This is a genomic window from Planococcus sp. APC 3900 (assembly GCF_030407735.1).
GTDB classification, from domain to species: Bacteria; Bacillota; Bacilli; order Bacillales_A; family Planococcaceae; genus Planococcus; species Planococcus notacanthi.
Map to the genome: position 1 here is coordinate 370586 of NZ_JASDCT010000001.1, position 12505 is coordinate 383090.

General features: G+C 43.9%; 10 protein-coding genes. All 10 read left to right on the forward strand.

The features are described 5' to 3' along the window. Positions 1-18: 18 nt before the first annotated feature. Entirely contained in the window at positions 19-324 is a 306-nt protein-coding gene (locus QMA04_RS01875) for a PTS sugar transporter subunit IIA (RefSeq protein ID WP_290184025.1), read from the forward strand. Positions 325-428: 104 nt separating this feature from the next. Then, complete coding sequence (locus QMA04_RS01880) at positions 429-1826, forward strand: glycoside hydrolase family 1 protein (protein ID WP_290183785.1); 1398 nt, start codon at positions 429-431, stop codon at positions 1824-1826. 18 nt (positions 1827-1844) lie between these two features. Continuing rightward, on the forward strand, positions 1845-3167 hold the full coding sequence (locus tag QMA04_RS01885) for a 6-phospho-beta-glucosidase (protein ID WP_290183786.1): 1323 nt from the start codon (positions 1845-1847) through the stop codon (positions 3165-3167). 176 nt (positions 3168-3343) lie between these two features. After that, positions 3344-5275, forward strand: a complete 1932-nt coding sequence (locus tag QMA04_RS01890) for a BglG family transcription antiterminator (protein ID WP_290183787.1) — start codon at positions 3344-3346, stop codon at positions 5273-5275. 70 nt (positions 5276-5345) lie between these two features. Then, the gene (locus QMA04_RS01895; RefSeq protein WP_290183788.1) at positions 5346-6269 is read left to right on the forward strand and encodes an ROK family protein; all 924 of its coding nucleotides are present in this window, start codon (positions 5346-5348) and stop codon (positions 6267-6269) included. Positions 6270-6291: 22 nt separating this feature from the next. Continuing rightward, on the forward strand, positions 6292-7245 hold the full coding sequence (gene manA, locus QMA04_RS01900) for a mannose-6-phosphate isomerase, class I (RefSeq protein ID WP_290183789.1): 954 nt from the start codon (positions 6292-6294) through the stop codon (positions 7243-7245). Between the two features lie 112 nt (positions 7246-7357). Then, the gene (locus QMA04_RS01905) at positions 7358-7624 is read left to right on the forward strand and encodes a phosphocarrier protein HPr (RefSeq protein WP_191714801.1); all 267 of its coding nucleotides are present in this window, start codon (positions 7358-7360) and stop codon (positions 7622-7624) included. A gap of 690 nt (positions 7625-8314) precedes the next feature. Beyond that, positions 8315-9745, forward strand: a complete 1431-nt coding sequence (gene pdxR, locus QMA04_RS01910) for a MocR-like pyridoxine biosynthesis transcription factor PdxR (RefSeq protein ID WP_290183790.1) — start codon at positions 8315-8317, stop codon at positions 9743-9745. 838 nt (positions 9746-10583) lie between these two features. Further along, the gene (locus tag QMA04_RS01915; protein ID WP_290183791.1) at positions 10584-11273 is read left to right on the forward strand and encodes a response regulator transcription factor; all 690 of its coding nucleotides are present in this window, start codon (positions 10584-10586) and stop codon (positions 11271-11273) included. Next, a complete protein-coding gene (locus tag QMA04_RS01920) occupies positions 11270-12505 on the forward strand; it encodes a sensor histidine kinase (RefSeq protein WP_290183792.1) in 1236 nt (411 codons plus the stop codon). The genes QMA04_RS01915 and QMA04_RS01920 overlap by 4 nt, the downstream gene beginning before the upstream one ends.

Here is a 12505-nt window from a genome sequence, read left to right on the forward strand (position 1 = left end):
AGGTGACAGCACATGCAAATGGACACAATAACAGAAATTGCTTTTCAGATAATCTTGAATGCCGGAAATGGCAAATCAACCGCAATGGAAGCGATACAGGCTGCAAAAGCCAATGATTTTGAAGAAGCGGACAGACTGTTGGCTGAAGCGGGCGAAGAACTGGGCAAAGCTCATACGTACCAGACCCAATTACTGCAAAAAGAAGCCAGCGGAGAAGAAAATACCATTACGGTCATGCTGATTCATTCACAAGATCATCTGATGACTTCGATGACTGTCCGGGATCTGGCTGTCGAAATCGTTGAAATCTACCGGAATAAATAAAAAAATTGCACTCAGTGGGATATTCAGATCCACTGAGTGTTAACTGAACTAATCGGATTTTTACGGACCGTTAAAGTGAAATAGAACCAAATGGAGGTCATGGAATGGCTTTACAGTATAAGTTTCCAAAAGGATTTTGGTGGGGGAGCGCGACTTCTGCCACCCAGATAGAAGGTGCTGCAGATGAAGGCGGAAAAGGCCGCAACATATGGGATCAATGGCATGAAAATGAACCCAATCGTTTTTTTGATGGCGTAGGCCCGGCATCCACTTCTGATTTTTATCATCTATATAAAGAAGATATTGGGTTAATGAAGGAAATCGGCCACAATACATTCCGGCTGTCCATTTCCTGGTCCCGCCTCATTCCAGGAGGGCGAGGGGAGATCAATCCCGAAGCGGTGGCTTTCTATAACAATGTCATCAATGAATTGATTGCGCAGGAAATCGAGCCCTTCGTCACGCTGTACCATTTTGACATGCCGTTTGAACTGCAGGAGGAAGGCGGATGGGAAAACCGGGAAGTAGTAGAAGCTTATGCGAAGTATGCCGGAGAATGCTTCCGCTTGTTCGGTGACCGGGTGAAGAAATGGTTTACGTTCAACGAACCGATTGTACCGGTCGAAGGCGGCTACCTGTACGATTTCCACTATCCGAATGTCGTCGACGCGAGACGCGCTGTGCAAATGGCCTATCACACCATGATTGCCCATGCCAAAGCGGTTGGTGTGTTTCGGGCAGCCGGAATTGAAGAAGGCCAGATTGGCATCATCCTGAACTTGACGCCTTCCTATCCGAGGAGCCAGCATCCGGCCGATCTGAAGGCTTCCGACGCCGCAGATCTGTTTTTCAATAGAAGTTTTCTGGACCCGGCGGTTTTAGGAGAGTATCCGGAAGAGCTGGTGGAAATGCTGAGGGAGCATGGCCAGTTGCCGCATGCCGAAAAAGGCGATCAGAAGCTGGTGAAATCAGGAATTGTCGATATTTTGGGCGTCAATTACTATCAGCCGCGACGTGTCAAAGCCAAAGAACATCTGCCGAATCCATACGGGCCGTTCATGCCCGACTGGTATTTCGATAATTACGAAATGCCCGGCAGGAAAATGAACCCGTACCGGGGCTGGGAGATCTATGAAAAAGGCATCTATGACATCATGGTCAACCTGCGGGACAACTACGGAAACATCCAGTCGTATATTGCTGAAAACGGCATGGGGGTCGAAGATGAGTCGCGTTTTATTGAAAATGGTGAAATCCAGGACGATTACCGCATCGAATTTATCAGCGGGCATTTAACCTGGCTGCATCAAGCGATTGAAGAAGGCTGCAATGTCAAAGGCTATCACTTATGGTCGTTCATGGACAATTGGTCGTGGATGAATGCCTATAAAAATCGCTATGGCTTCTTTTCAGTCGATATTGAAACAAAAAAACGGACACCGAAGAAAAGTGCCCATTGGATCAAAGAGGTAGCTGAACAAAATGGCTTCAACAGGACTTGAAACGGGAGGAGTGAATAAATGGAAGGCATTAAAATAGTGACAATCGGCGGCGGCTCCAGCTACACGCCCGAGCTGATCGAAGGCTTCATTAAACGCTACCCTGAATTACCGGTCCGGGAATTATGGCTCGTCGATATTCCGGAAGGACGGGAAAAGCTCGAGATCGTCTCAGCGCTTGCCAAACGGATGGTGGAGAAAGCAGGAGTGCCGATTGAAATCCATACGACGCTTGACCGCCGGGAAGCATTGCCGGGAGCGGATTTTGTCACCACACAAATTCGCGTCGGCCATTTGGAGGCCCGTGCCAAAGATGAACGGATTCCATTGAAATACGGAGTGATTGGCCAGGAAACCAATGGTCCGGGCGGCTTATTCAAAGGGTTGCGTACCATACCGGTCATTTTGGAAATCTGCAGGGACATCGAAGAGCTATGCCCGGAAGCCTGGTTCATCAACTTCTCGAATCCTGCCGGAATGGTGACAGAAGCTGTCCTGCGCTACAGCGGAATTACGAAAACGATCGGCTTGTGCAATGTGCCGATTGGGATGCACATGGCTGTGGCGGAAATGCTGGAAGTTGAACAAAGCCGCATCCACATCGACTTTGCCGGATTGAACCACATGGTCTTCGGCCTGGAAGTCTATTTGGACGGCAAAGCGGTCATGGGCGAGGTGCTGGATAAACTGGCAAGCGGGCCGTCGATGACCATGAAAAATATTGTCGATGTCGGTTGGGAAAAGGATTTCATCAAAGCTTTGAACCTGCTGCCATGCCCGTATCACCGTTATTACTACCAGACGGAGAAAATGCTTGAGCAGGAACAGCAGGCGCTGCAGGACAAAGGAACGCGTGCTGAAGTGGTGCAGGAACTGGAAAAAGAATTATTCACTTTATACAGCGATGAAAATCTGGCGGTCAAACCGAAACAATTGGAAGAACGGGGCGGTGCATTTTACAGCGATGCGGCCTGCAACCTCATCAACTCCATCTATAACAACAAACAGGATATCCAGGTGGTCAATGTCCGGAATAATGGAGCGATTTCCAGTCTTCCGGCGGATTCAGCGGTAGAAGTCAGCTGCATCATCACAAATGAGGGGCCAAAACCGATCGCTATGGGCGGCATGCCGGTTGCAGTCAGCGGCCTGGTCCAGCAAATCAAATCATTTGAGCGCCTGGCTGCTGAAGCGGCTGTGACGGGAAGCTACCATACCGCTTTGCTGGCAATGGCCATCAACCCTCTTGTTTCATCGGACAGCACCGCCAAACAAATTCTGGACGAAATGCTGGAAGCGCATAAAGAATACTTGCCTCAGTTTGAAAAGTCTTATGCAGGTTGAAGCGATTTAGGGAAATGATTTTAACCTAGCGCATTTCTTGTGAAAGCAGAAATTTATGTCGGTGCGAATTAAATATAAGCAAAAAGAATCATTAATAATTGATTAGGTAAGGTATATTAGACTTAAAGTAACAGAGGGAAATGGATTGAAAAGCGATTGTAAGGAGAAGTGGTGATATGTTGACCTCGCGAATGAAGAATATTTTCCGTGAATTGATGGCTGCGGAAACGCCGATTACAGGGAAATACCTGGCCGTGCTCAATCAGGTGTCTTCACGGACCATCCGTGAAGATATAAAAGCCCTGGATTCGCTGCTGATTGATCACGGGGCTTATATCGATTCGGTCATGGGGCAAGGCTATAAACTGGGAATCATGGAAGAGCCGCTTTTCCGCAGCTATTTGAAAAAGCTGTCGACAGAAGATGCGGAACTGGAAACCATCATCCCGAAAATGCCCGAGGAACGCATCGCTTATTTGGTCAAACGGTTTTTATTGAGCGACGGTTATATCAAGCTTGAGGAATTGGCCGACGAAATGTATATAAGCAAATCGACTCTCCAAAATGATTTGAACCAGGTGAAAAAAATGCTGGCGGTCTATGATATCCGACTGGAATCGCGTCCGAATTACGGATTGCGCGTCAATGCCGATGAACTAAAGCGCCGCTTTTGTATGGCGGAATATATATTTGTCCGCGAAGAGCCGGTAAATGAATTGTTCAAGCCCCATTTCTCCTCACTGTCACAGGAGGAACTGGATTCCATTCTGGCGGTCGTCATGGAGCAGATTCAGGAAAATAAGGTCTTGGTATCTGACATCGCCATCAATAATTTGGTGATTCACCTGGCAATTGCCTATAAACGAATCAAGGAAGGCTATAACGTTACGTTACACTCATCCGATATTGATGAAATCTTGGAGCAGAAGGAATACAAAGTAGCCCAAAATATCGTCCGGAAAGTACAGGAGAAATTTGCCGTTCATTTTCCTTTGGAAGAAGTGGCATACATCGCCATGCATTTGCTGGGCACCAAAATAGCTGCGCATCCCGAAGCCGGCGAAAAAGCGGTCCAGCAAGTGATCCAAAAAGAGATCTCCGGATTGGTGATCAAAGCATTGGAGAGGATTGAGTCTAAGCTGAATCTGGGCATTCAGAATGACCAGGAATTGATCATTGCCTTGAGCCTGCATTTAAAGCCCGCCGTCAACCGCTACCGGTACGGAATGAACATCAGAAATCCCATGCTTGAGGACATCAAAGTGAATTACCCCGTCGCGTTTGAAGCCGGAATCCTGGCAGGGATGACGATCAATGAAGCGATTGGCGCAGTGATCGATGAAAACGAAATTGGGTACTTGGCGCTTCATATAGCCGCTGCCATTGAACGGAAAAAATCAACATCCGTTCCGAAAAGATGCCTGATCGTTTGTGCATCCGGATTGGGAACGGCCCAATTGATTTACTACAAATTAAAATCCCAATTCGGCGATGGCCTGGAAGTGGCCGGCACGACCGAATATTATAAGCTGAAGAATTGTGAGCTGGCCGGTATTGATTTCATCATCAGCTCCATTCCCATCCAGGAAGAACTGGCGGTGCCGGTGATTGTGGTCAATGCCATTCTGGGAGAGCCCGATATCCGGAAAATCGAAAAATACATCTTGAAGGAACAGCAGCATATTTCCGCCTATTTCCAAGAAGAGCTGATCTTTCTGGGGCAGGAGCTGCGCACAAAAGAGCAGGTGCTGGAATTTCTTCATGAAAAATTGATCGAACGCGGGCTGGTGGATGAAGGCTGCCTTCAGGCTGTATACGAACGGGAAAGAGTGGCACCGACATCCTTTGGCAACCTGGTGGCAATTCCACATCCCATTACACCGCATTCCACAACGACTTTTTTAACGGTCTGCACACTGAAAAAGCCGATTATGTGGAAAGAAAAGCCGGTTCAGTTTGTCTGCCTGCTGAATGTCATGAAAGACAGCCAGGAAGATCTGCAGGTCATGTACGACCTGCTCGGCAGAATCATCCACGACAGCGCAATTGTGGAACGGCTGACCAAAGCCAAAACCTATGAGGAATTTATGAAAGTGATTGCTTTGTAGAATGGTTCGACTTCTCTATTTATCCGGTATCTGACGAAGGTGCCGACTCTTCAAGTCAGGAAGTGAAAAGATGAACTATGCCATTGGTGTTGATATTGGCGGAACAAAGGTGGCCGTTGCGGCCGTGAATGAGCAAGGGACCATCATCAGCCGGTCAGTCATTCCGACAAACCTGGACATTGCACCCGAAGCGATGATTGCTGAAATTCAACAGGAAATCAGAAGAATCATCGAAAGGTCAGGTGTTCACATGGACCAGGTGGTGGGAATCGGCATAGGCGCACCGGGTCCGCTGGACAGCAAGAACGGCCTCATCTCCTGCCCGCCCAATTTGCCGGCATGGGTGGATATTCCGATTCGGGACTTGATCGGGCGCGTTTTCCCCGTTCCGGTTCTGTTGGAAAACGATGCGAATGCTGCGGCTCTTGCCGAGAAATGGATCGGTGCCGCAACCGAAACCGACAACTTCATCTATATTACGGTCAGTACAGGAATCGGTGCTGGAATTATTTCAGAAGGACAGCTTCTCAAAGGGATGAAGGGGAACGCTGGAGATATTGGCCATGCAGTCATCGATCCTTCTTTTGGAGAATGTGTCTGCGGACAATCGGGCTGCCTGGAATCGATCGCCTCCGGAACGGCCATTGCGAAGAGAGCTTCAGCAATCGTCGGCAGAGAGGTAACAGCGAAAGATGTTTTTCACCTTTATAAAGAAGGACATCCCGACATAACAGCTTACATGAAAGATGTGTTCAACGTGCTTGGGGTGGCTTCTGTCAGTATGATCAATACCTTCGATCCCGAAAAGATCGTTTTTGGCGGTGGCGTTTCTGAATTCGGAGAGCCGATGTTTGAATCGATTCAGCAGTACGTCCGCCGCTATGCCTTGAATCCGACTGGGAGAAAAACAGAAATTGCTGCGGCCAAACTTGGCCAAAATGCAGGTGTCATCGGAGCAGCAGCCCTCTGTTTTCACAATGGATCATTTCAATAAACAGGAATCGGAGGAACTTCAGATGTACGAAGAACCTATATTTTTGGAACCGGTCTTCCAGGACCGAATCTGGGGAGGAAAGAAACTCCATACCCTGTTTGGCTACGATATCCCTTCTGATAAAACGGGGGAAGCATGGGTGATATCAGCCCATGAAAAAGGTCCGTCCATCATCGCTAACGGTCTATTGAAAGGAAGGAATCTGTTGGAAGCCTGGAATGACAATCCGACACTATTCGGCAAAAAGCAGAAATCTGGAGATTTTCCGCTGTTGGTGAAAATATTGGATGCCAATGAAAGCTTATCGGTCCAAATCCATCCGGATGTTGATTACGCTCAGGAGATGGAAAACGTTCCGTATGGAAAAGCGGAATGCTGGTATGTATTGGATTGTGAACCGAACAGCCGAATCATTTTGGGGCACCGGGCAGAGAGCCGCGAAGACTTCCGAAAACGCGTGGATGCAGAGCAATGGGATGAACTGTTGTTGCCGGTGCCGGTTAAAAAAGGAGATTTCTTTTACATTCCGAGCGGGACAGTCCATGCTATTGGAAACGGGATTATGGTCTTGGAAATCCAGCAAAGTTCCGATATCACCTATCGTGTTTATGATTATGGCCGGAAGACCGGGGAAGGAAAGACGCGCCAACTCCATATTCAATCAGCGATCGATGTCATCAATTTTCCTCATCATTCTGTCCGTCTTTCCCAAAATGCGATGAACAGAGGGGATTTAGCCAGTACACAATTAATCAAAGAACCTTATTTTACTGTCTATCACTGGGACATCAAAGGAAAGGTGGAAACGCCATTGAAAATGGATTATCTGCTGGTCAGTGTGATTGACGGATCAGGAGAAATCTCAGTAAATGGGAAAGCTTTTCCGTTGGTGAAAGGAAGCCATTTCATTTTGCCCGCCATGGTGGAGTCATATGGAATCGAAGGCGATCTTGAACTTATGGTCACCCACGAATAAGCTGGCCTGTATAAGTTACAAGTACAGCAGCAAAGAACGGAATAAATCCGCTTTTATAAGACTGATTATTCAGTCTAAGTTAATTAGTTAATTGATAGAGGAGCTGGTCAGAATGGTTGAAAAACAATTTACGATTACAGATACAGCAGGAATCCATGCCCGCCCGGCAGCAATTTTAGTAAACCTGGCAAGTAAATTCGATTCAGAAGTAAACATTGTCCATCAAGAGAAGAAAGTGAATTTGAAATCCATTTTAGGGGTCATGTCATTAGGGATTGCCTATGGCACCGAGTTTAAAGTAAATATCGAAGGAACAGATGAAGAAGACGCCCTGAGAGAACTTGAGAGCATGATGCAAAAAGAAGGATTGGCTAAATAACGCATTTCTAAAAAGGGCAGTCCAACAAGTCCCACAAAAAACGGACGGAGAAAAGTATTCTTTTTCTCCGTCCGTTTTTTGAATGGGAATGTTTTTCTGAAAAAAATTGGCGGGAGAGGGAAGCTGATGTTTTCATGGCTTCTAATTGTCGGCTTTTATTTTAATCTTTGTTACTAACGCTTATGTATTCAGGTTTGCACTGTTACAAACTTCCTTCGTAAAACGATTGTTTCCTCTCATTTACCCGAAAAGCGTTCGTAAATATGTATGTAATTTCGCGAACGTTCGTAATGTGTTCTAACACGTTTACGAACGTTCACTTTGCCGTTTTTCAGCCTTTTTTCAACCGTTCGTAAAAGTGTACTTTTACGAACGCTTTTATCTTGTATACACTTTAAATATAAGAAATTAGGATTGAGTTAATAATAAAGCTGTTCGACTCAAATGAGATATTCTAAAGGAAGCTAACCAGTCGAATTCAATTGCTTAGAATGGAAGAGAATTGTTGAATTGTAAAATCCATATATTGAGGATTACTGGTTTGGAAACATCGACATTTGGAACTTCGTTAGCGAAAATCTTGCTTTCCAGTGCTGTACCAAGTAAGTTTGAGTATGAAAGAGCTGTTAAAAGAGTTAAGACTTAATGATTTGGCATCGTTGCTAATTTATCAAAAAAGGACTGGTATATATGGATTGGAGACCTGATAAAAAAGCAAAGAAAGCTATATATAAACAAATTGCTGAGTATATAGAAAATGGAATAGCAGATGGTACCTTTCCTCCAGATAAATTTTTGCCGTCTGAAAGGCAGTTGGCTAAGGAACTGAACTTAAATAGGAGTACGGTAGTTTCTGCCTATGATGAATTGGAATCAAATGGACTCATCCAAAGAAATAGAGGGAGCGGCACTACCATCAGTAAAGATATTTGGGGAATTACTAAGAAAAGAATTCCAAGTTGGAACAGGTATATTGAAGCGGGATCTTTCTTACCTAATTTGCCTGTTTTACAAAGAATAAGAAAAGAATCGATTGACCATGAAGTAGTTAATTTAGCAAGCGGAGAATTGTCGGAAGACCTTTTCCCAACAAATTTCTTTCGAGAGATAACTTCTTCACGTTCCTTTATCGGAAGTTTAGGCTATGGTCATCCCCAAGGGAACACTATACTACGAGATACTCTAGCAAAACATGTAAAAGAATATAGAGGAATTGAAACGGATTCTTCTTCAATACTCATTACATCAGGGGCGCAACAAGCCTTACATTTAACTGTTCAATGCTTATTAAAACCCGGCGATGCAATTGCGATAGAAGATCCTTCCTATGCTTATAATCTTCCGATTTTCGAATCAGCAGGGTTAAAGGTATATTATTTGCCTGTTAATCAAGATGGTATAAATCCAGAAGATTTACTTTTGTTATATAAAAAGCATCGAATACGAATGATTTTTTTAAATCCGACTTATCAAAATCCGACAGGTTCTCTAATGAGTGAAAAAAAAAGGAAAGCTATTTTAAAGTTATCATCTGAGAATGGCATTCCTGTAGTGGAAGATGATCCGTATAGTTTGACTTCTTTTACAGGAGAAAAAATTCCTACTCTAAAATCCATGGATGTTCATGGAAATGTTTTGTATATTAGCTCCTTATCAAAAATTGCTGCTTCTGGGTTAAGGATAGGCTGGATTATAGGACCGAAATCAGTTATTGAAAGATTAGCGGATGCAAAACAACAAATAGACTTCGGCCATTCGAGCTTCACACAATGGATTGCCAATGATTTTATAGAATCAGAAAAATTCCATTCTCACATTGAAAATTTAGTAAAAGAATTAGTGAAACGGAGAAATCAAATTGTTACAAGCCTTAACTTTTATTTAAAGGATCAGGTAGAGTTTCTAGTTCCACAAGGTGGCATCCACATATGGGTTAAAATCAAAAAAGACTATAATGAGATGAAATTATTAGAGGAATCCATTCAGAGAGGCATAATTTATGTTCCAGGATCAACTATGGGTTCTAAAAAGGGGTATGTACGTTTTACTTTTGCCAAGGAAGATGAGAAATCCATTGATGAAGGAATTAAACGTTTTGCAGAAGCCCTTCAACTATTTTAACATCCATGATAATTCAAGACTTTTTTAGAATCAGGAATAATTCCTGATTCTTTTTCTTTTTAATGCTAACTGGATGGTGAAAAATTAAAACAAGTGGATGGTGTGTTAATCAGGTAATGTAGTAAATTAACTATAGTAAGTAGAGTTCTGAGGAACATACTTTAATAGATTCTTAACCACATGTTAGACTTAATTTGGAGGTAAAAATGGCTACTTCATTAACATTAATTATATTTTTTGGAATCGTTTTGTTGATTTCGACTCTATGGGTAGTTTTGAGTATGGAGACAAACTATACTACGAAGAAAAAATAACAATAATTAAATCTCAAGTATTCTTAAGTATCCGGGTTAGAAGTAAGAGATAGTTATAATTGATTCCTCTAATAAATACTTCAAACTAATTTCTACTCATTGGATAAACCTTGTATTACCAATTACTAAAGAATCTAAAATGAGGATTTTTTAAAAGAAACTAACGAGATATCAAACCTTTAATCATTTAAATTGATATAAGAAGAAAATATATCATATTAAAAACTGATCGCCGTAAATGAACTGCCCCGTTAATATGAGGCCCAGTAAAAACACCTAAACTGCCATTGTCCGATATTCAATCGGAGAGTGGCAGTTTAATTTTTAGAGGACGAATGCAGTTGTAATAATATATATAATTCAAAGTAACTTCCTCTTTAATAAATTCCATCTTACGTATCTTTATTGGACTCAGAAGCTATCCGATTTGCTTTATCATCCAATGTATGAAATTATTGAGGCGAAAAATACTTCTTGTATGTAAACCAATAAATATACTTTAGAGAATGAAGGGAACTACCGCTATGGACCAAAATATAACTGTTTTAATCTGTGACGATAATATCGCTGTCCATGAGAGCATCAACGCTTATCTAGAGGCAGAGGGCATGAAGAGTGTATCGGCTTACGACGGTGAAGAGGCACTCCGACTCCTTCAAGAAAACCATTACAATCTGGTGGTGCTTGATATCATGATGCCTGGCATCTTTGGGACCGACGTCTGCAGGGAAATTCGCAAAACGAGCGATATTCCCATTATTATGCTTAGTGCAAGAAGTGAAGAAATGGACCGCATCATCGGCCTTGAAATTGGGGCGGATGATTATCTGACTAAACCTTTTTCTCCGCGGGAAGTCGTCGTGAGAATTAAAAAGATGCTAAAACGGGTGCAACCGAAAAAAGAAAACGCTCACTACTTGAAGGCTGGAAATTTGTCGATTGATCTTGACGGATATGAAGTCCTCGTCAATAACCAGGAAATCGAGTTGACCCCAAAAGAAGTGGAGGTACTGGCGTTCCTAGTCAAAAATTCTGGGAAAGTAATCAACCGGGAAGAACTGCTGCACAAGGTCTGGGGATATGATTATGCAGGCGATACACGTACAGTGGATACGTTGATCAAGCGCATCCGTCAAAAAGTGGCTAAAGCCTCTCCCGATTTTTCCATCAGGTCCGTCTACGGTGTCGGCTATAAGTTTGAGGTAGGCGTATGAAGCGGTTATTTTCGAGCAAGCTTTGGATTGCCATTGTCATCTTAGCTATTTTTATAGCTGGACAACTGCTGGGGGCTTTCGCCATCAAGCATTACTTTACCCAATCCAAAATCGAGGAACTACAGCCGTCCCTTTCACTGATCGAGGAAGAAGTAGCGAATGGAGAAAAAATAAGCAGAACCGAGGATTATTTAATCAAAGCCTATGATGTCTATGGCCAGGAGATCGCTGTCTATCACGATGCCTCTGTCGCATCTGGTGCGGATGCCAAAGTAAATAAGAAATTAACTTCCTATTTGCCAAAAGTCATTAGCGGCAAAACCGTCGTGGAATTTAAGGAAGTGCCGGGATATTCGGCACAAGCCATCCTGATTGGGCAACCGCTCGTCCAGGATAACAAGGTGATGGGCGGCATTTATATATTAAAAGAGGCACGCGCTTATCAAGCGGCATTGAATGGTTTCTACCTCGTCTTCTTTGTAACGTTGGCTATCGGGACGATCATCATCTTGGTTTTTCTGGCATTGTTCATCAAAGAGAAGAATCAGCTGGAACAAATGCGCAAAGACTACGTAGCCAATATCAGCCACGAACTGAAAACGCCGCTAGCCTCCATCAAAGCGTTGACCGAGACCCTTTCGGACCATGTCGTGACCGACCCGGAAAAAATCGACCAATACTACAGCATCATCTTGCGGGAAAGCGCCAGATTGGAAAAGCTGATATCCGATTTGCTGGAATTGTCGAGGCTGCAGCACAAAAAAATGGCATTCGCGAAATCACCGATGAACACCCGAGAGGTGATTAAGAAGGTGGCAGAACCGTTTGCCATCTTAGCAGACGACATGGATCTCCAATTCCATATCACGGAGCGGGCGAAAAACTTGCCTATGACCTTTTCAAATGAAGACCGCATTACACAAGTGCTGACTATTTTGCTGGATAATGCGTTTAAGTTCACGCCGGAACAGGGGACCGTGACAATTGACGCCAAAACGACAGCACGGAAAGCGGAAATCATGGTTACCGACAACGGACCAGGAATTTCAAAGGAAGTCCTTCCTCATATTTTCGGACGGTTTAACAAGGAGGATCTTTCGCATACGAGTGCCGGAAGCGGCCTTGGGCTTTCCATTGCGCTTGAAATCATGGAACAGCTTGGGGAAAAGATCAGTGTTGACAGCCAAAGCGATTCAGGAACCACTTTCACAATCACACTAAAAAAAGCCTGA

Excerpts from the sequence above, each read along its gene's own strand:
- manA (WP_290183789.1), top strand. The coding sequence starts at position 6,292 with ATGTACGAAGAACCTATATTTTTGGAACCGGTCTTCCAGGACCGAATC.
- QMA04_RS01895 (WP_290183788.1), top strand. The coding sequence starts at position 5,346 with ATGAACTATGCCATTGGTGTTGATATTGGCGGAACAAAGGTGGCCGTT.
- QMA04_RS01915 (WP_290183791.1), top strand. The coding sequence starts at position 10,584 with ATGGACCAAAATATAACTGTTTTAATCTGTGACGATAATATCGCTGTC.
- QMA04_RS01905 (WP_191714801.1), top strand. The coding sequence starts at position 7,358 with ATGGTTGAAAAACAATTTACGATTACAGATACAGCAGGAATCCATGCC.
- QMA04_RS01875 (WP_290184025.1), top strand. The coding sequence starts at position 19 with ATGGACACAATAACAGAAATTGCTTTTCAGATAATCTTGAATGCCGGA.
- QMA04_RS01880 (WP_290183785.1), top strand. The coding sequence starts at position 429 with ATGGCTTTACAGTATAAGTTTCCAAAAGGATTTTGGTGGGGGAGCGCG.
- QMA04_RS01890 (WP_290183787.1), top strand. The coding sequence starts at position 3,344 with ATGTTGACCTCGCGAATGAAGAATATTTTCCGTGAATTGATGGCTGCG.
- QMA04_RS01920 (WP_290183792.1), top strand. The coding sequence starts at position 11,270 with ATGAAGCGGTTATTTTCGAGCAAGCTTTGGATTGCCATTGTCATCTTA.
- pdxR (WP_290183790.1), top strand. The coding sequence starts at position 8,315 with ATGGATTGGAGACCTGATAAAAAAGCAAAGAAAGCTATATATAAACAA.
- QMA04_RS01885 (WP_290183786.1), top strand. The coding sequence starts at position 1,845 with ATGGAAGGCATTAAAATAGTGACAATCGGCGGCGGCTCCAGCTACACG.